General features: G+C 68.0%; 13 protein-coding genes. 7 read left to right on the forward strand and 6 right to left on the reverse strand.

Annotated features, from left to right (window positions below):
• The first annotated feature begins 93 nt into the window (after positions 1-93).
• The 3 genes from CYFUS_RS32840 to CYFUS_RS32850 all read left to right on the forward strand — a co-directional run bounded on the left by CYFUS_RS32840 (position 94) and on the right by CYFUS_RS32850 (position 2,702).
• The gene (locus CYFUS_RS32840) at positions 94-492 is read left to right on the forward strand and encodes a BlaI/MecI/CopY family transcriptional regulator (RefSeq protein ID WP_095988812.1); all 399 of its coding nucleotides are present in this window, start codon (positions 94-96) and stop codon (positions 490-492) included.
• Positions 489-2,102 carry a M56 and MltD domain-containing protein gene (locus tag CYFUS_RS32845; protein ID WP_095988813.1) on the forward strand — a complete coding sequence of 538 codons (1,614 nt, stop codon included), beginning with the start codon at positions 489-491 and terminating at the stop codon, positions 2,100-2,102. Before CYFUS_RS32840 ends, CYFUS_RS32845 begins: the two co-directional genes overlap by 4 nt.
• A gap of 105 nt (positions 2,103-2,207) precedes the next feature.
• The gene (locus tag CYFUS_RS32850; protein WP_157758795.1) at positions 2,208-2,702 is read left to right on the forward strand and encodes a nuclear transport factor 2 family protein; all 495 of its coding nucleotides are present in this window, start codon (positions 2,208-2,210) and stop codon (positions 2,700-2,702) included.
• A gap of 39 nt (positions 2,703-2,741) precedes the next feature.
• Here CYFUS_RS32850 and CYFUS_RS51910 read toward each other — a convergent pair whose 3' ends face one another.
• The 6 genes from CYFUS_RS51910 to CYFUS_RS32875 all read right to left on the reverse strand — a co-directional run bounded on the left by CYFUS_RS51910 (position 2,742) and on the right by CYFUS_RS32875 (position 13,807).
• A complete protein-coding gene (locus tag CYFUS_RS51910) occupies positions 2,742-2,912 on the reverse strand; it encodes a hypothetical protein (RefSeq protein WP_198316221.1) in 171 nt (56 codons plus the stop codon).
• A 175-nt stretch (positions 2,913-3,087) separates the two neighbouring features.
• Complete coding sequence (locus CYFUS_RS32855) at positions 3,088-3,483, reverse strand: hypothetical protein (RefSeq protein ID WP_095988814.1); 396 nt, start codon at positions 3,481-3,483, stop codon at positions 3,088-3,090.
• An 87-nt stretch (positions 3,484-3,570) separates the two neighbouring features.
• On the reverse strand, positions 3,571-4,143 hold the full coding sequence (locus tag CYFUS_RS32860) for a chemotaxis protein CheW (RefSeq protein WP_095988815.1): 573 nt from the start codon (positions 4,141-4,143) through the stop codon (positions 3,571-3,573).
• Between the two features lie 9 nt (positions 4,144-4,152).
• On the reverse strand, positions 4,153-5,823 hold the full coding sequence (locus CYFUS_RS32865; protein ID WP_095988816.1) for a methyl-accepting chemotaxis protein: 1,671 nt from the start codon (positions 5,821-5,823) through the stop codon (positions 4,153-4,155).
• 360 nt (positions 5,824-6,183) lie between these two features.
• Complete coding sequence (locus tag CYFUS_RS32870) at positions 6,184-11,583, reverse strand: trifunctional serine/threonine-protein kinase/ATP-binding protein/sensor histidine kinase (protein WP_095988817.1); 5,400 nt, start codon at positions 11,581-11,583, stop codon at positions 6,184-6,186.
• Between the two features lie 133 nt (positions 11,584-11,716).
• The gene (locus CYFUS_RS32875) at positions 11,717-13,807 is read right to left on the reverse strand and encodes a prolyl oligopeptidase family serine peptidase (protein WP_095988818.1); all 2,091 of its coding nucleotides are present in this window, start codon (positions 13,805-13,807) and stop codon (positions 11,717-11,719) included.
• A 145-nt stretch (positions 13,808-13,952) separates the two neighbouring features.
• Between CYFUS_RS32875 and CYFUS_RS32880 the strand changes: the two genes are divergently transcribed.
• The 4 genes from CYFUS_RS32880 to CYFUS_RS54100 all read left to right on the forward strand — a co-directional run bounded on the left by CYFUS_RS32880 (position 13,953) and on the right by CYFUS_RS54100 (position 19,957).
• A complete protein-coding gene (locus tag CYFUS_RS32880) occupies positions 13,953-15,146 on the forward strand; it encodes a hydroxymethylglutaryl-CoA reductase (RefSeq protein WP_095988819.1) in 1,194 nt (397 codons plus the stop codon).
• Between the two features lie 180 nt (positions 15,147-15,326).
• Positions 15,327-16,508, forward strand: a complete 1,182-nt coding sequence (locus CYFUS_RS32885) for a hypothetical protein (RefSeq protein ID WP_095988820.1) — start codon at positions 15,327-15,329, stop codon at positions 16,506-16,508.
• Positions 16,509-16,604: 96 nt separating this feature from the next.
• The gene (locus CYFUS_RS32890) at positions 16,605-17,528 is read left to right on the forward strand and encodes a type VI immunity family protein (protein ID WP_232536947.1); all 924 of its coding nucleotides are present in this window, start codon (positions 16,605-16,607) and stop codon (positions 17,526-17,528) included.
• Between the two features lie 215 nt (positions 17,529-17,743).
• A complete protein-coding gene (locus tag CYFUS_RS54100) occupies positions 17,744-19,957 on the forward strand; it encodes a hypothetical protein (protein ID WP_269770164.1) in 2,214 nt (737 codons plus the stop codon).
• Positions 19,958-20,020: the final 63 nt, after the last annotated feature.

Here is a 20,020-nt window from a genome sequence, read left to right on the forward strand (position 1 = left end):
CCGCCCTCCCCGGCTCCCGGATGACAACGAACTAAGATCTTAGTTGCCAATCAACTAAGGTCTTAGTAGTTTACGGTCCTGGAGGTCGGGACCATGTCCAAGTCATCGCAGAACGAAGCTCCCAGGCCGCTCACGCCCGTGGAGCTGGAGCTGATGCAGCTCGTCTGGCGCAAGGACGAGGTGAGCGTGGCGGACGTGCTCGAGGCACTGCCTCCGGAGAGGAAGCTGGCCTACACCTCGGTGTCCACGGTGCTGCGCATCCTCGAGCAGAAGGGGGTGCTGCGCAGCCGGAAGGTGGGCCGGGGACACCTGTACTCGGCGGTGCTGCCGCGCGAGGCCTACGAGCTTCAGAGCGTGCGCCACCTGGTGGAGACGGTGTTCGACGGCACGCCCTCCGCGCTGGTGGAGCGCCTGGTCGAGGCCGTCCCGCTCTCCCCCGAGGAGGTGGAGCAGATCCGCAAGCTGCTCGCCAAGAAGGACCCGCGATCATGAGCGCCCTCGCGAGCACGTGGACCACGGGCTATGTGAGCGTGGCGCTGCTGCTCACCCTGGGCTACGCGCTGCTGCGCGCCGCCCTCGCGAGCCTGGGGCGGCTGGGCCTCCACCTGTCGGCACGGCAGACGTTGTGGGCCGGGCGCGTGACGCTGGCGCTGGCGCTCCTGCTGCCCCCCGCGTGCATGAGCGTGCGCGGGCTGGTGCCCACCGGGCCGCTCTTCACCTTCGATCGCTCCGTGGTGCGGCTCACCACGCGATTGCCAGAGCCGGCCTGGAACGCGCCTCCACGCACCACCGCGTCCCCCCCCGCCGAGGCGCCCGCGTCCTTCCCGGTGGGGCTGGCCGTGGTGCTGCTGCTCGGGACGGCCACGGGGGTGCACTGCGCGCGGGAGCTCCGTCAGCACCTGCGGCTGCTCCGCCAGCTCGAAGCGCTGCCCCGCGTGCGCCAGGTGGGCCGTGTGGCCGTGGTCCTCCTCGACACCGGGGCCACCGCCTTCTCCACCTGGTTCCCGCGTCCGGCGCCCCACCCCAGCGCCTGGGTGGCGGTGCCCGCCCATCTCCTGGAGGACCCACCGGGCCTGCGGATGACGGTCCTGCACGAGCTCCAACACCACCGCCAACGCGACACGGTGCTCGCCTACGTGCGCCTGCTCCTGGACGGGCTCTTCTTCTGGAACCCCGCGGTGCGCGCCTTCGGGCGCTGGCTCGCCACCCGCCAGGAGTTCGCCTGCGACGAGGCGCTCGTCTCCGGAGGCAAGGCCCGTCCGCACGACTACGCACGCTGCCTGCTCGACGCGGCCCTGCGCGCCTCGGGTTCACCCCCGCTTCCCGTCAGTGTCACGGGCATGGCCCACCCCACCACCAGGAGGATCGAAATGCTGTTCCAATCCCGTCCCAGCCGAAACCACCGCGCCCTCGGGCTCGTCGCCACCATCGCCCTGACGCTCGTCCCCCTCACCCTGTGGGCACAGAGCGCCACCCGTGGCCGCGCGGTGACGCTCACCGAGGCCCAGGCCCTCGCGCGCTCCTCGCAACCCGAGGGCGACCTTCCCGTGGTGGTGGATGAGCTGGTGATGGAGAAACTCAACCAGCTGGTGACCACGCCCAAGGGCCGCGCCTTCATGAAGAAGGCCCTGGGGAACCTGGCCACCCACCGCGAGGCGCTCACGCGCACGCTGCGCGCCCGGGGGCTGCCGGAGGGGCTGCTGGCCGTGGCGATGGTGGAGTCGGCGGTGACCAACATGCCGGAGACGTCGACGAATCCCTCGCTGGCTCCCGGCATGAGAGGCGCGGGAGTGTGGATGTTCATCCCCTCGACGGCGCGCCAGTATGGACTCCAGGTCGACGCGGAGCGTGACGAGCGGCTCGACGTGGCGCGAGAGACGGAGGCCGCCGCGGCCCTCTTCTCCGATCTGCACGGCCGCTATGGCGACTGGCGACTGGCGCTCGCGGCCTACAACCAGGGCGACAAGAAGGTGGACGAGGTGCTGAGCGCGACGGGCCAGCGCGATGCCAGCGCGCTCGCCCGCGCCGGCCACATCAATGACTACGTGAGCACCGTGCAGGCCGGACTCCTCGTCCTGCGCAACCCCCACCTGCTCGACTGAAAGCCTTCGCCTCCGCGAGTCGAAGGCACCCTCGCCGCGCCCAGGTGCTGGCCGTGGAGGCCCCGTTCGTTGAATGCTCCGGGCCTCTCACGGAGGTGTACCGACATGAAGGCTCAGGATCTCCAATACACGCTGGATTGGATCGCCATCCGGGAACTGGTGGCCGAGTACGGACAGGCCATCGACTTCGGCAAGGACACGGGAGACTGGAGCCGCTGGGTGAACGTCTTCACGCCCCAGGTCACCGCGGACTACAGCCGGCTCTTCGAGGGCGAGCCCGTCACCATGGCGCGGGAGCAGATGGCCCAGGTGGGCGGCAACGCCCTGGCCACCTTCAACAGGGTCCAGCACGCCACGGCCAACACCGTGCGGACCCACTTCAAGAGCGACACGGAGGCCCAGGTGATGGCCTATGCGGACGTCGGCCACTTCTTCTCCGTGGGCGGCGTCACCCAGGAGTGGACCGTCGTCATCCGCTATACCCATGACCTGGAGAAGACCCCCGAGGGCTGGAGGATCCGCCGGGTGATGCTGGATCCCATCCACTTCCGCGGCAACCCGCTGGGGCTCGACCTGGTCAAGGGCAAGCGGCTCGTCTGACTCCATGGGAGCCGGCCATCAGCCGGGCTCCCCTCCCGCTCACGCGTTCGTCTTGGAGCCCTGGGCGTTCCCGCCGGAATCCATCGTCTTCTCCGGCGGCTTCTCCTCCTTGAGCGTCCCCAGGCTCGTGCTCCACCACTCCGGACACAACAGGAGGAAAAGACCACCGAACGCCAACATGCCCACCAACGAGACCAGTACGATTTCCATGGGTTCCTCTCAGTCCTTCTCGACGCCATCAAAGGGAATGACTGGGCGGAGCGCGAAAGCACGCCCGGCCCCTCAGAGCTTTTCGACTCCCGTTCGGCACGGCGCGCGGGGACTCGGGCCTCCTCTCGTCAGGGCGAAAGGAAGTCCAGAACCCCGGGGCGCGCACCGGGAGGGATCAGATGAGGAGCGAGCGGATGCGGAGGAAGACGGGGGGCCCCTGGGCGGGGGGCGTATCCCAGAGGGTGAGCGACAGGCGACCGCTGTCCTCGGGAGCCTGGAGGGTAGACCACACCGGCGGTGGGGACTGGGGAAGCCCGAGCGGGGAGGCGTGGCTGGAAACATCCACGAGGGCCGGCGCGGGAATGTGCCGGTCCAACGCGTCGCAGCAATCCTTCCGCAACGCCGTCTCGTCGTGAGAGGCCTTCTGCGCCTTCCTCTCCGCGTGAGGGCAGTCGCAGGCGGAGAGCGTCGCGGCTTGCTTCGGGCAGAAGTGCGCGAGCCCCACACCGCTGGCGACAGCCTGCCAGCCGAGCAGAAGCACGAGCGTGAAGAGACGAAGAGCCAGCGACACGGTGCCCCTCCCTATAAGGGGATCGAGTGCCGGCCGCAACCCAGGTGTCTGGCCCGAAGCTGGGGGTCACCAGGGCCAGCGCCTGGCTCAGGGCTCTTCCCGAACGGGCGCCTCCGCCTCCTGAACGGGCTCCTCCTGGACAGGCCCCTCCTGAACGGGCTCCTCCGCCTCGGTCCGCAACGTGCTGGCCACCAGGACCTCCTCGGAGCTGAGCACCTTGTCGAGATCCATCAACAACACGAACTTCTTCTCCCCCGCGGGCAGCCCCATCCCCAGCAGGTAGTCCACATGCACCGGCGCGCCGAACGACGGCGGCGGCACCACCTCCGCGGGCTGGAGCTCCAGCGCCTGCCCGATGGCATCCACCAGCAGGCCCAGCACGAGCTGCTCCCCACCCAGATTCACCTCCACCACCACGATGCAGCTCCACTTCGTCACCGTGGCCGGTGGCAGTCCCAGCTTCACCGCCAGGTCCACCACGGGCACCACGCTGCCTCTCAGGTTGAAGACCCCTCTCACCCACATGGGCGCGCCGGGGATGCGCGTCACCGTGTCGTACTCGATGATCTCCTTCACCTGCAGGATGCCGAGCGCGAACTCCTCCCCGGCCAGGAGGAAGCTGAGGTACTGCGTGGAGATCTCGGGAGCCTGTTCGCTCATGGCCGTCTCCTAGAAGCGCTTGAACTCGCGATCCTCGTCCAGGAGCGCCGTGGAGGGCGGCTGCCGCGCTGACGGAGCCGCGGACCCGAGCCCCTGCGCCGTGGCCTTCAATCCATGCGAGACGGAAGCCCTCGGCACCACGGGGCGCGGCCTCGGCCGTGAGCCGCGCTCCCCTTCGGTCACTCGGAAGAAGGACACCAACTGGCTGAGCGCCTCCGCCTGGGAGGAGAGCTCCTCCGCCGTGGACGCCAGTTCCTCCGAGGCCGACGCGTTGCGCTGCGTCACCTGGTCCACGTGCGCCATCGCCTTGCTCATCTGCCCCACCCCGGTGGCCTGCTCCACCGAGGCCGCCACCACCTCCTGCACCAGGTCCGTCGTCTTGCGGATGGAGGGCACCAGCTCCGACAACAGCTCTCCCGAGCGCGTCGCCACCTTCACGCTGCCCGAGGCCAGCCCCGAGATCTCCCGTGCCGCCACCCGGCTGCGCTCCGCCAGCTTGCGCACCTCCGTGGCCACCACCGCGAAGCCCTTGCCGTGCACGCCCGCCCGCGCCGCCTCGATGGCCGCGTTGAGCGCCAGCAGGTTCGTCTGGTAGGCGATCTCCTCGATGATGGAGATCTTCTCCGCGATGGAGCCCATGGCCGCCACCGTCTCCTTCACCGCCTGGCCACTCTCCTCGGCGTCCCGGGCCCCCTGCAGGGCCATCTGCGCCATCTGCCGGCTGTGATCCCGGTTCTGGCTGATGCTGGCCGACATCTGCTCCAGGCTGGAGGTGGTCTCCTCCACGCTGCCGGCCTGCTCGCTGGTGCCCTGCGCCAGACTCTGCGAGGAGGAGGACACCTGCGCGGAGGCCGAGGCGAGCGCATCGGAGCCCTCGCGCACCTCACCGATGACCTCGGCCAGCTTGAGCACCATGCGCCGCATGGCCGCCAACAACCGGCCCGTCTCGTCCTCCGTCGCCACGTCGATGCGCACGGTGAGGTCTCCCTCGGCGATGCGGTCCGCCACCGTCACCGCGCCGAGCAGCGGCCGCGAGATGGCCCGGGCGAGGAAATAGCAGAGCAGGAGGCCCACGAGGATGGCACCCCCCATCGCCCAGAGGATCCACTGCTGCGCCATCTCATGAGTCTTGTCCGCGGCATCCGAGGCCCGCTCGCCCGCCTTCAGGTTGATCTCCGCCAGTTGCGACAGCCTGGCGCTGGCGGCGTCGAAGGACTGCTGGGAGCGGCCGCGGAGCAGAGCGCGGGCGTCCTGGTTCTTGTTGCTCCTCGAGAACGCGATGACCTTGTCATGATCCTCGAGGTACTCCTTCCAGAGCACCATGAACTCGTCGAACACGCGGCGCTCCTCCTCCAGGGAGATGAGCGCCTCGTACCGGTCGAGGTTGCGATCGAGCTTGTCGAGCTGCTCGCGCATCTGCCGCTCGTAGCCGGACATCTCCTCGGAGTTGAGGGACAGGACGTGCTGCAGCTCGGCGATGCGGAAGTCCGAGGTGTTGGTGTTCGCGTCCGAGACGTAGAGGGTGCTCGGCATCCAGTTGTCGGTGACCTCGTCGGACGCACGGCGCATCTGGCGCATCTGCTCGAGCGCGAAGACGCCCAGGAGGCCCGTCAGGGCGAGCAGGATGAGGAAGGAAACGAGCAGCTTCGTGGCGATCTTCAGATTCTGGAACCAGATCATGGGAGGGAGCGGCGAAGAGGAAGGTTTCAGGCCGCGGCGGGTTGCGCCACCTTCGAGGGCCACGGGGAGAATGCGGCCATGTCGAGGAGGGCGGCCACCCAGCCGTCATCTGGCACGGAGGAGCCGGCCCGGGGAGTCCCTGGCGCAGGGGGCCCGAGGGCGCGAGCACCTGCCGACGCATGAGCGGCTTCTCCGTCCTCCCGAGGAAGACAGCATGGACCTTCTCCCACCCGGGCGACATCCACCCGAGTCAAGAGCAAGCCTAAGCCTCGTGTTGACTGATCGACAACTTCCTGGACTCAAGCACAGGGGCCCCTCCCACGGCAGCCGGAGTCCGAGGCGGCCGAGCAAAACCCGAGGTCAGCCCCTGGCCGGACGTCGCGCGAGTTCACCGGGGAGCACCACGGTGAACTCCGCGTAGAGCCCCTCCTCGGACTCCACCCGCATCTTGCCGCCGAGCGCGCCGACGATGATCTCATGACTGAGGGACAGGCCCAGCCCGGTTCCCTCGCCCGCCGGCTTCGTGGTGAAGAAAGGCGTGAAGAGCTTGTCACGCACCGTGGCGGGGACACCGCCGCCGTTGTCGTGGACCCGGATCTCCACCTCGGAGCCTGTCCAGCAGGTGGACACCTTCAACCGAGGGGGCTCCACCCGGTTGCGCTGGGCCTTCTGGTGGGCCGAGTAACAGGCGTTGTCCACCAGGTTGAGGATGACGCGGCTCAGGTCCTCGGGCACCAGGTGACACTGGGGCAGGGTGTCGTCGAAGAAGGTGTCGATGCGCACGTCGCGCGGAGGACGCATGGCCCGAAGCCCGTGGTGGACGAGCCGGACCGCCTCCTCCACGATCTGGTTGATGGAGATGGGCTGCGGCTCACTCCGGTTGTTGCGCGCGTGCCGCAGCATCCCATTGATGATGCCGCTGGCCCGCTGCTCGTGCGTACACACCTTGGAGATGTTCTGCTCCAACTCCTCCAGCAAGGGGCCGGACTCCTCCCGCTTGCCCTCCGCCTCGCGCAGCTCCCGCACCAGCTCCAGGGAGAGCTCGGAGAAGTTCTTCACGAAGTTCAGGGGATTCTTCAGCTCGTGGGCGATCCCCGCGGTGAGCGAACCGAGGAAGGCGAACTTCTCCTGGGTGATGATCTGCGCCTGCATCGTCTTGAGGCTTTGCAAGGCGTGCTGCAGCTCGGCGTTCTTGGAGTGCAGCTGCTCCGTGCGCTCCTGGACTCGCTGTTCGAGCGTCCGGTTGGACTCCGCGAGCTTCCGGTAGAGCCCGGCGTTCTCGATGGAGATGGCGGCCTGGGCCAACAGCATGCCAGCCACCCTGAGACGGTTGGTGTTGAAGGCGCCCGCGGTGAGGTTGTTCTCCAGGTAGACGAGGCCGAGCAATTGCTTGCGGTGGAGGATGGGGACGCAGAGCACCGAGCGGACGCCGTGGCGGGTGATATAGGGCTCGCCCCGGAAGGGCTCTTGGGCGGAGGCATCGTCGAGGAGCAGGTGCGTGCCGGTGTGGAGCACCAGCTCGGCGATGCTCGGGCAGAGCACGTCGCTGTGGGCCATGCGTTGCACGGGCCGCAGTGGCGCGCTGCCGTTGCCCACCTCGCCCGAGGCCTCGACGAAGAAGTCATCCTCCCTTTGGAGCACGAGCACACAGCGCTGGGCGCCCGTGCTCTCCATGAGGATGTCGATGAGTTTGGCGGCGAGCTGCGGGAAGTGCAGCTCCCGGGAGATGGCCTGGGAGGCCTTCATCACCGAGGACACGTCGAGCACCTCGGTGAAGGAATCCGTGCTGGACAGGTCGGCGGTGGAAGCGAGCACCGGGAACTCGCCGCTCGGGGGACGCGCCCTCGGCAGTCCGTCATGCTGGAGCTTGTGATCCCAGCCCCGGAGGGTGCCGCTGTAGAAATGCAGGAGGTGCGACTGCTCGGCGGCGAGATGCAGGACCTTGCCCGCGGCGCCCCACCGCTCATACGTGTTGAGGGCTTCCATCAGGTAGGCGGCGGCCAGGGGAGGACGGTTCAGCTCCGCCTGGAAGCGACAGGCCTGTTCACAGGCGATGGCCTCCACGCTGGTGAATCCGCTGGCGCGCGCCGCGGCGATGGCTTCCTCGTAACGGGTGTGCGCCTCGGCGTGCCGCCCCCGCACACGGGCGAGCTCCGCGCGGACCAGCAGGAGATAGGGTGAGAAGTTCTCCGGCGCGCGGTGGGCGCATTTCTCCAGGTACGCACACCGCTGCTCCATGAGCGCGAGCAGCTCCTGTTTCCGGTGTTCGCTGGCCGCCGGGTACACCGCGGCCGCGCTCAGTGCGTAATAGAAAGCATGTGTGGTCTGCAGGAACAACCCGGGAACCGAGCGCATCGTCTCGGCGCTCTCCTCCGCCACCTCCATTGCCTGCTCGAGCTGTCGGAACAGATAGTGCTGCTCGAGCAACACCCGTCCGGCGTGAGCCTTGTTCGCGGGCCACCGGAAGCAAGAGAGTTGGACGATCTGCCCTGGCATCTCCTGGGCGCCGGTCAGCAACGACAACGTCTGCCGGAACAGGCTGTGCAAATATTGGTTGTCGGGATCCTTCTGGGTCCCCAACAGGTCGGTGAATTTCTGGCTCTCCGCCAGGAGATCCTGGAGTGGCTCTCCCAGGGACAGGCGCAACCAGCACTGCAAGATGAAGCAAACTTCCGCATACGGCCAGTCCCCACTCTCCAGGAGGATCTTGCAGGCCTCGGCGATCTGGGGAATGTCGGCGCGTGCGCTCTGCGTCCAGGGCTCGATGAACCCCGCATGACAGTAGAGGGCACGAGCGTATTGCCTCGGCTCCTGGAGGCGTGTGGCGAGCTCGATGGCGAGCAGGCCGAAACGCCGGCCGGTGACGGGGTCGTCGAGAAGCGTCGAGACGACGAAGCCATGAGCGGAGTAACCATGGGGCGAGAAGCGGCAGTTGCCATGCTCCAGGCTCAGCCGGACCTGCCGGAACGCCATGAGGACGAGGAGCTTCTGGGCGGCCATGTAGGCGGCGACCGTGATGGCATTGAGCAACTCGGAGGCGAGCTCCGCGTTGGGATCGCTCATCCGCGGCAGGTCGAGCAACTCCCGGGTATCCCGGCCCGCCAGCAAGGCCTCCACCTCCCGCAGCTCCGCGGCGAGGGTGGCCTCGTCGGGTGCGGAGGGAAGGTCGATTCCGAGCAGGCGCAGTCCCTCGAGGCCGAGTTCCACCGCCTCGCCGTGCCGATTGCCGAGGGAGCTCAAGATGGCCTGCAGGCAGAGGACACTGGCTCGCTGGGCCGGGGTGCGCGCCTGGGTGAGCAGGGTGGAGAACCCGGTGGCCGCCACCTCGAACTCTCCGGCCAGATAGAGGCACTCCATGAGTTCCTTCTGGAGCGCGAACGTCCGCTCGTGCTCGCGCGCACGGGCCGAGGGAGGGATGAGCCTGCCACCCGTGCGGAAGAACTCACTCGCGGCGCGGTAGGCGCCCGAGGCCTTCGCCCGCTGTCCCGCCACCAGGTGGAGGTCGGCCAGCTCCAGCCTCAGTGCGTCTGGGCCGATGCGCTCCGGCGCGTGGCCCAGGTGCGGAAGGATGGCGAACACCCGCTCGTCGAGCGTCTTCGTGGCGCGGGCATGCTCGTACAGGCGCAGGCCCACCTCCAGATGCCGCCCGGCGCGCTCCTCCTCGGGAATGAGCGAATAGGTGGCTTGCCGGACCCGGTCGTGCACGAAGCGGAAGGACACATCGAGGTCCGTGAGGTCCACCGCGCCGCTCTGTGGATCGAGCAGGACGTAGTCCTTGCCGAGCGGGAACACGAGTCGCTGCTCGATGGCGGTCCAGAGGGCGCGTGCCGTCTCCCCGGCCGTGGCGCCATGGGCCAGCGTGAGGTCGCGGAAGCCAAACGCCACGCCCAGGCACGCCGCGAGTTGGAGCAGGACTCGGGTCTCCTCCGGCAACCGGAGGCTCTCGGCCACCAACTGCACGGCGACGTCCTCCGGGAGTCCCTGGGTCTCGATGCGGGCGAGGTCCCACTGCCACCGACGGTTTCGTGGGTCGAAGTGGAGCAGCCCTTGCTCGTACAGGAAGCGCAAGAACACCTTGACGGAGAAGGGATTGCCACCCGTCCTGGAATGGATGAGACGGGCGAGCTCCAGCGCGCGCCCGGCTTCCGCGGCGGTGGTCTCCCGCACCATCCGGGCAACATCCTCGAGGCCCAGGGGCGTCAGCGAGAGTTGCTCCCAGGGCGTGCCGGCGGCGCGCAGCTCTTCGAGCGCGAGGGTGAGTGGGTGCGTCGTGGAGACCTCGGTATCGCGGTAGGCACCGACGAGCAGCAGGTGCTGGGTGGACGAGTCCCGCGCGAGCGCCCGCAGCAGGGAGAGCGTGGCGCTGTCGGTCCACTGCAGATCATCCAGGAAGACGGCGAGCGGGCGCTCGGGGGTCGCGAACGCCTGGAGCGTGCGCGCGAGCACGAGGGTGAGACGGTTCCTGGACTCGGAGGCGGACAGCGGTGGGGAAGCCGGTTGCTCGCCCACCAGCGCGCGGGTGTCCGGGACGGCCTCGATGAGGACGGAGGTGTTCGCCCCGAGCACCCGCTGGAGGCGCTCACGCATGACGGCCGTCTCCGCCTCCCCTTCCCCGAGCGTCTGCCGCACCAGGTGTTGCAGCACCTGGTGGACGGCATCGAAGGGCTCGCTGCGCAGGAGCTGGTCACACTTGCCGATGGCGACACGCCCCCGGCTGGCGGCCGTCACCCGGTACAGCTCGTTGACGAGCGAGGACTTGCCGATGCCCGCGGGTCCGGACACGAACAGGAGTTCGCCACGGCCGGCTGTGGCGCGCGCATACGTCCCGGTCAGCACGGCGACGTCCGTATCGCGTCCATACAACCCCTGGGGCGGGTGGTACTGGTGGGGCCGGTCCGAGAGGCCCAGGAACAAGGGAGGGAGCCAGCCCCCTTCGCGGAGCTGGTGCTGACACGACTCGAGGTCGGCGATGAGCCCCCAGGTGCTCTGGTATCGGTCCTCCGGAGCCTTGGCCAGCAGCTTGAGCACGATGGCCGCGAGGAACTCCGGCACCTCGGGGTTGAAGTCCTGCGGCGAGGCAGGCACCTGGGCGACGTGCGCGTGGAGCAGCTCCAGCGGTGCCATCGTGGAGAAGACGCGTCGGCCGGTGAGCAGCTCGAAGAAAGTAGCGCCCAGGGCGTAGAAGTCCGCACGGCAGTCCACGCCCCGGTTCATGCGTCCGGTCTGCTCGGGCGCCATGTAGGCCAGTGTTCCCGTCAGATGAGTGGGAAGCTCGGGCGGGACGGTCTCCAGCGAGAGCGCCACCGCGAGGGAGAAGTCGGCGATCTTCACCACCCCGGTGGCCGGATTGACGATGATGTTGTGCGGCTTGATGTCCTTGTGGATGACGCCGTGCTGGTGGATGTGCCCCAGGGCCGCGCTGATGCGCACGGCGTAGTCGAGGAAGGTGGGCACCTCCAGGGGTCCACGCTCGTCCAGCAGATGGCGCAGGGAGGCACCCCCGAAGTCCTCCAGGACGAGCGCCGCCCGGTCGGGGAACTGCTCCAGACCCAGGACCTGGACGATGCCGTCCCCCGCGACGCGGTGGGCGATGGCGTACTCGCGGCGCAGCTCCAGGGTGCGGCGCCGGTCGAGATAGTCGCTGCTGGTCAGCTTGAGGATGACCGGGCACTGATCCCTGAGCCGGGTGGCCCGGAAGATCGTCGAGCGGTGGCTGGAATGAAGCTGCTCGTGAAGGGAGTACCCTGCCCGGTGTGCCACGGCGTCTCCTTCGGAGGCCAGCGCCTGTTCATTCTCGGTGAGACCCCACCCACTCTATTCTGGCGGATGGCCTCCGCGCTGTGACCTGGCTCACAGCGCGGCACAGCGACATCGCTGCCGCCCCGTGGCCTGGTCACCTCGCGAGCCTGGGCGGTGCGACGTCGAGCGCCCAGCAGTAGAAGCTGAGCTCGTCGACGTCTTGTTCGACGAGTGCCGTCAGCGTGGTGCCTCCGCCGTGTCCCGAGTCCCGGAGCGGCAGCAGGAAATAGGGTCCGCCCCGCGTGCCTTCCGCCTGGAGCCTGGCGACCATCTTGAGCGGATCGTACGGAGGCGCGACCCGGTCGTTCAACGCCGACACGAAGGTCATCACGGGATAGCGGCGATCGGCTCGGACGTTGTGATAGGGCGAATACCCGGCGAGATACGCGCCCTCGACGGGATCCTCGGGCGAGCCGTATTCGACCGTCGCCGAGCTCAGGTGGCCGAAGCTCGGAAAGCGCAGCATGTCGAGGGTGGGCGCGCGGCAGTAGACGGCGCCGAAGGCCTCGGGCGCCTGCATGGCGGTGACGGCGACGAGCAGACCGCCGTTGCTGTTGCCGCGCGAGGCGAGCCTGGAGGGCGTCGTATAACCCGCCGAGACGAGCCAACGCGCCGCCGCGATGTAGTCGTCGAAGGCGTTCTGCCGCCGCGTCTTGCATGCCGCCTCGTGCCAGGCGCGGCCGTATTCACCGCCGCCTCGCACGTTGGCGAAGGCGAGGACGCCGCCCAGCTTCAGCCAGGCGGCGTTGAGCGCCGAGAAGCGCGGCTCCACCGAGATGTTGAAGCCCCCGTAGCCACTCAGACGCACGGGCTGGCGCCCATCACGAGGCAGGTCCGCGCGGTGGATGATGAACATCGACACCCGCGTGCCATCGAGCGACTCGTACCAGACCTGGTCCGTCACGTACTCGGAGGCGTCGAGCCCGACGTCGGGGACGTGGTACGGCGACAGGCGATCCGCCGCGTAGTCATACCGATAGACCGAAGGGGCCTGCACGTACGACATGAAGCTCACCCACACCTCGTCGCCGCTCCAGGAGCCGCTGATGCCGCTGACGATGCCTTCCCCCTCATTGCGGTTCACGGAGCCGAGTGCTGGCAGCACCAGGTCGCGGAGGGAGGTGCCGTCCTGGGCGTGGATGCGCACACGATGCGACGCCGCATGCGAGTAGACGGCGTAGAGCCGGCCCCCGACACCGGCGACCGTCTGCAGCGTGTCCGGGCCTTCGGGGATGAGCGTCCGCCACTCCGTCGGCGCCGCCAGTGATGCGATGCAGAGACGACCGCGCGGCGCATCCAGGTCGGTCTGGACGAGCAGCGAGTCACCGATCACCTGCACCTGGTTGAGAGAGCGCATGACGGGCGCCACTGGCACGAGCGCGTCATCGGCGAGGCGCAGGAGATAGACGACGTTGGCGTGCACATAGTCCCACTTGTAGAGCACGGCGAAACGGCGGCACTCGCTGACCTTGACGGAGCACCAGTACTCTTTCTCCTGGTCGTCGCCGAAGATCCGGCGGGCCGGCTCACCCGACCCGAGCCGGTGTTCGTAGATGGCGTTCCAGTGCGACTCGTCGCCCGCGGGCACCTCGCCCGGTTCGGGACACGCCGCATAGAAGAACCCGGAGGAGTCGGGTCGCCAGGCCACCGACGTGTGGCTCGTCCCTCGGGGGCGGTCGGGAAGCAGCCGCCCTGTCTCCACGTCGAGCACGTGGATCACCGCGGCATGCGTCGCGCCAACGGCCTTGCCGAACGCGACCCGCGCACCATCGGGAGACGGCACGGCGAAAACCAGGGCCTCGGTGCTCGCCCACGTGTTGGGGTCGAGCACCGTCTCGAGCGGCGCGCCCGTGCCGCGCCGGAGCATGAACTTGAGCTTGTCGTCGCTGGCGTCCGCCTGCCAGAGGAACTCGCGTCCATGCGGCCCGGCGGAAATGGGCGGTGAGAGCCGCGCATGGCGGGAGGAGCGAGCGACCGCGGCCCGCAGCTCCTCGCGTCCCGGCACCGCGCGCAGCACGGCGTGGGTGACGGCTTCCTGCGCCGCGATCCAGGCCTGGGTCTCCGCGGCGTCGAGCCGCTCCAGCCAGGCGTAGGGATCGTCGAAGCGCCTGCCGTGCAGTGTGTAGCCGCTCTCCGGATCGCGTCGCGTCGTGGGAAGGTCCAGGGTCCGGTTCAGGTCCTTCATCGGGAAATCCTCCACTATCCTCATGGCGGGCACCTCGGCCCGAAGACGCACTACCCAACGATGCACGGAGCACGAGGGGATGGGGAAACACTTCGTGCTCTAGCATCACCGGATTCTCCCTTGTTCCCAACAGGACGGAGCGCCAATGAGTGATGCCGATGCGAAGAACCCCCGCGTGCCCATCCCGCGAGATCGCGACAACGACTACACCGAGAGCGCCGCGGCCATGCGCCGCGCCTTCATCCAGGAGCGCACGGGGGCGTCGCTCGAGCACGTGGGCCGCTACTCGCTCGAGCCCGGCACCCTGCCCGGCAACATCGAGAACTTCATGGGCGTGGCCCAGGTGCCGATCGGCATCGCGGGCCCGGTGCGCATCCGCGGAGAGCACGCCCAGGGCGACTTCTACATTCCGCTCGCCACCAGCGAGGGCACGCTCGTCGCCAGCTACAACCGGGGCATGCGTCTGCTGACCGAGTGCGGCGGCGTCAAGGCCACGGTGATCGAGCAGGCCATGCAGCGCGCCCCCGTGTTCCTCTTCGAGGACGCACGAGCGGCGCGCGAGTTCGGCGAATGGCTCACCGAGCACCACGAGCAGATCAAGCAGGCCGCCGAGAGCACGACCCGCGTGGGCAAGCTGCTCCACATCGCCCGCTATCCGCTCGCCTGCAATCTCTACCTGCGCTTCAACTATTCGACCGGGGATGCCGCGGGACAGAACATGAGCGGCAAGGCCACCCACGCGGCCTGTGAGTGGATCATCGCCCACTACCCGAAGAAGATCCGCTACATCCTCTCGGGCGCGATCGACACGGACAAGAAGCACTCGCAGCTCAATGTGTTGCAGACGCGGGGCCGGCGCGTGGTGGCCGAGGCGGTGCTCTCGCGCGAGGTACTGGAGCGGCTCGCCCACGTCACGCCCGAACAGCTCTTCGAGTACCGGCAGCTCACCCAGGCGGGCGGCTTCATGGCGGGCAGTGCCTACAGTGGAGCGCACGCGGCCAATGCCCTCGCCGCGCTGTTCATCGCCACCGGCCAGGACGTCGCCAACGTCTCCGAGTCCCATGCCGGCATCACCTACGCACAGCTCCTGCCCAACGGGGACTACTACTGGTCCGTCACACTGCCGGCGCTGATCGTGGCCACCTATGGCGGCGGCACCGCGCTGGCCACCCAGCGCGAGTGCCTCGAGATGCTCGGCTGCGTGGGCCAGGGCAAGGCCGACAAACTGGCGGAGATCTGCGCCGCCGTCGTGCTCGCGGGCGATATCTCGCTCACCTCCGCCATCCTGGCCGGCGATTGGGTGAGCAGCCACGACAGATATGGCCGCAACCGCAAGTAGGTCACGCCACCTCCATGGAGGGCACTGGCGGCGATGAGGAGGAGGATGACCCTGCATCCGCGTTCCGAATAAGCTGCCGCGGCATGCGGTACCCGCCCGGAACCGTCCCACTCCTCCCGGCCCTTTCCAACGGACCCTCCCCGCGGCGTTCGTGGCCGTGGCGGCACGAGGTGGCATGACATGTGGCTCGAGCTCGCACTCCTCCTCCTCATCGTCGCGCTCTCTGGGCTCGTCGCGTGGCGGCTCCGCCCGAAGCCGGCCCTCTGCCAACCCCAGCAATACGACGCCGCGCCGCGACCGGGGACGTTCGCGGTGCGGCCGCTCGAGGCGATGCCGTCGATCGCTCGCGAGACGCCCGTCCTCGAAGCCCAATCCGCCGCCTGGCGCGAAGCGATGACGCAGGCGGGCCTCCGGCTGCGCCGCGCCGGGGTGCGCCATGTCGTCTTCGTGCACGGCACCTTCGTTGGCCACGATCCCATCCAGTTGCTCTCCGCGCTCCAGGGGCCCCTCTCGGCGCTGGGCCCGGGGTTCATGCCGTCCCTGCAACGCCTCTCCAAGCTCCCGAGTGATCGCCTCCTGCGCGATCTCGGCAATTACACCCCCGAGTACGTCTCCCTCTTCCAGAAGGCGCTGGGCGGCGACATCCCCACCACGCGCTTCGTCTGGTCTTCGGCGAACAACCATGTCGCCCGCCTGCGCGCGGCCGTGGAGCTGCTGCGGCTGCTGGCCACCTCGGAGCTCGGGCGCAAGCGGGCGCTGCTCCTCGGGCACAGCCACGGCGGCCAGGTGCTCGCCCTGCTCACGCAGCTCGTCTATCCGGCACGGACCGCGGAGGCGCTCTGGCAGGCCGTGCGCGACGCGGGCGAGCCCACCGAGGTCCTCCAGGACATGGCGCGCACGGTCGCCCGCGCGCGGCTCGACATCGCCACCTTCGGCATGCCGCCGCGCTATGGCTGGGCAACGGGCCGGCAGTGCCGCCTCCTCCACGTCATCAATCACCGGGGAGCGGAGCCGCGTGGGAACTCCCTCGCCGGTGTCCTCCACACGGAGAATGGCGACTACGTGCACCAGTGGGGCATCTCTGGCTCGGACATTCCGCCGGGCAGCGCGAAGGAGCGGGAGTTGGCCGCGCGGCTCGATGCCATCCTCGGCGAGGGCCACGACGTGCAGGCGTGGCTGCGGCACGTGCGCCACGGCGCGCGCGTACCGCGGGACGGGTTCAGCTTCCTCGTCGACTACGGCGACCGGGGCTCGAGCGCCCTGCCCAATTGCCTGGCCACGTGCTTCGGGCACGGCGTCTACACGAGCTACGACGCCATGCTCTTCAACGCCCGCCTCCTCGCGGACCACTTCTACCGGTAGCACCGTCCTTGCCAAGGAGATGTCACTGCCTGGCCTTCCCTCCTGACGATCGCCTTCTCGCATTACCCCCTTGGACGGAGTCATTCCAGAGCCCGTATGGTGAGCAAACGATATCCAAAGCTCAGGCAAGCCTTGCCTGATGGTCGATTGGTACTGCGCGAAGGACTCATCCTCTGTTTCTTCATGCGGCGCCCGCACGACGACATATCTCAGGCCGTCACGCGCGCGCTGGACCTCTATCTCGACGCAGTGGGACACGAAAAGCTGGGCTGGTACGTGGACATGGGAGGCGACATCGCTCCCGAAGAGTACAAAGGATGGGCGGGGGACGTGCGGCCCCTGGATGGCGGACTCTGGGCGAAGGTTCGCGATGAACTAAGCTCTCGCGATAGCTGCATCCTGCGGTTGGAAGAGTACGAAAACCAGGTAGGTGGTTTTCATTTCGAGTACCACGGCAGGCCGAGAGAAGACCTCGACCTGCCAGGTTTCGTGAGCGCGGTGTCCTTCTGGATGCCCACCGAGTACCTGGAGACCCGTGGACCCGAGCACGTCAAGGCCCTGGCTGTGGCGCTCGCACGAGAACTCCCCCTCACCTCCGGCTATGCCGGCCTTGCGTTCAACCATCTCCTGGAGAGCAAGCCGGTCATGCAGTTCATCCGCGAGCAATGCTTCCGCTACCCAGGGATGGACGTACATCGGCTCGACACCACATCCATGAACCTGGGAGAGAGCGTGCTGGGCGCCTACTGGCTGAACTTCTACGGGCAGCCATTGTTCGATCAACTCGGCGGCGTGGCAGGTCTTCGAGCGCGGCTGGCTCTTCCGGAGGTGTCCATCGAAGAAACAGGCGCGGAGAAGGCGCTGGTTTCTCTGGGGACATGGCCTGAAGCGGGCGACGTGGAGCAAAAGGAAGAGATGAAACCCTACCGCGCCCTGGCTGGGGTGTTGGAACCCTACCTGCACGCGGAGCCCGGTTCCCAAGAGGCCGCACGACGCTGGCAGCGCCGCTTCCTCGACTGACCGCCGCCTGCCAGGCGGAGATGGCCCCGGAAGCCCACTTCCAGCCGTGGCGAGCCCTCCGACTGAAAAACAAGAACAATCTGTTCTTGTAGTTTACATCGAATTTACTTAAAGCGGGTGCAACCCCAAGTCCACGAGTCCACGTGGAGGACGCGATGCGCCGAGCCAAGCCCGATGAGTCGTTTCCCGCCGTTCACCCCCGCCGGTGGCGAGTCATGAGACTCGCCACCTGGAGCCTGCTGGCGGTCAGCGCGAGCTGCGCGCCGGCCTCCGGCCCCGAGCAGGACGAGACCACGGCCAGTACCGCCCAGCCCCTGGAGAGCAACCAGTACACCGTCAACCTCAAGACCTGGTCGGGCCACTACCTCGTGGCCGACAAGGGCGGGGGTGCGGACCTGATGGCCTACAGCACCCAGGCGCTGGAGTGGGAGACGTTCACCCTCACCGACCTCAACGGCGGCTCGCTCGTCAACGGTGACACGGTGACGCTGCAGAGCATCAGCAACCAGTACGGCTCGGCGATCAATGGCGGCGGGAGCACCGTCCGCTTCACCGCCACCGCGCCCCAGTCCTGGGAGCAGTTCACCCTGCAGAAGCTCAACGGCACCGGCACCGTCGTCAGCGGCGACTCCATCGCCCTCAAGACGGTGGTGACGGGCCAGTACATCTCCGCCGCCAACGCGGGTGGCTCCACGGTCTCGGCCGCCGGTGCCTCGGCCCGCGAGTGGGAGACGCTCACCCTGGGCATCACCGCCTCGGGGGGTGGTGGTGGTACGGGGGGCCCGGACTTCGGCCCCAACGTCTTCGTCTTCGATCCCTCCATGTCGGCGGCGAGCATCCAGAGCCGGCTCGATCAGATCTTCCAGCAGCAGGAGACCAACCAGTTCGGCAGCCAGCGCTACGCGTACTTCTTCAAGCCGGGCCAGTACAACGTCGACGTGCGCGTGGGCTTCTACATGAGCGTCTTCGGGCTCGGACAGTCGCCCGACAACGTGACCATCAACGGCGCGGTGCGGGCCAAGGCGGACTGGTTCAACGGCAACGCCACCCAGAACTTCTGGCGCGGCGCCGAGAACCTCTCCATCGTGCCCACCAAGGATTCGAACACGGCGGTGTGGGCGGTGTCCCAGGCGACCACCATGCGCCGCATCCACGTCAAGGGCTCCATCAACCTCTGGGACAATGCCTACCAGAACGCCTGGTCGAGCGGCGGGTTCATCGCGGACTCGAAGATCGACAACGTCATCAACTCCGGCACCCAGCAGCAATTCCTCACGCGCAACACGAGCCTGAACAACTGGCAGGGCCAGAACTGGAACATGGTCTTCGTGGGCGACGAGCAGGCCCCGTCGGGCACCTGGCCCAACCAGGTGTACACCGTCGTCGACACGACGCCCGTCATCCGTGAGAAGCCCTACCTCTTCATCGACGCCAACGGCGCCTACGCCGTGCACGTCCCCTCGCTGCGCACCAACAGCAAGGGCACCACGTGGAGCGCCGGGACCACCGCGGGCACCACCCTCTCCATCGACAAGTTCCACATCGCCCGCTCGGACCGGGACACGGCCGACACGCTCAACGCCGCGCTCAGCGCGGGCAAGCACCTGCTGCTCACCCCGGGCATCTACCACCTGAGCCGTGCCCTGCAGGTGTCCAACCCCAACACCATCATCCTCGGCCTGGGGCTCGCCACGCTCATTCCGGATTCCGGCACCGCCGCGATGAACGTCGCGGACGTGGACGGCGTAACGGTGGCCGGAGTGCTCTTCGACGCGGGCATCAACAACTCCGCCGTGCTGCTCTCGGTGGGCAACGCGACGAGCACCGTGAGCCACGCGGCCAACCCCACGGCGCTCTTCGACGTGTCCTGCCGCGTGGGCGGAGCGCAGGCCGGCAACGCCACGGTGTGCGTCACCATCAACAGCAACGACGTGCTCATCGACAACATCTGGCTGTGGCGCGCCGACCACGGCAATGGCGTGGGCTGGGACACCAACAAGGGCATCAATGGCATCATCGTCAACGGCAACAACGTGTCGGCCTACGGTCTGTTCTGCGAGCACTTCGAGGGCTACCAGACCCTGTGGAACGGCAACAACGGCCGCGTCTACTTCTACCAGTCCGAGATCCCCTACGACGTGCCCAACCAGAGCCGGTGGACGCACGACGGGGTGAAGGGCTACGCGTCGTACAAGGTCGCCAACTCGGTGACGAACCATGACGCCCGGGGCCTGGGCATCTACTCCGTGTTCTACAACCCCGTCATCCTGGAGAACGCCATCGAGACGCCCACCACCCCCGGGGTGAAGTTCCAGCACATGATCACGGTGTTCCTCGGCTCCACCTCGGGCGCCGCGATCAACCACATCATCAACGGCACGGGCGCCGCCGTCACCAACCAGAACATGGTGGCGAAGTCGTCCTACTGATCAGCCACCGTCCCGGCGGCGGAACGCGCCGCCGCCGGGGGTCCGCGAAGGGCCGATGTCGCG

It is taken from the genome of Cystobacter fuscus (genome assembly GCF_002305875.1).
In the GTDB taxonomy this organism is placed as follows: Bacteria; Myxococcota; Myxococcia; order Myxococcales; family Myxococcaceae; genus Cystobacter; species Cystobacter fuscus_A.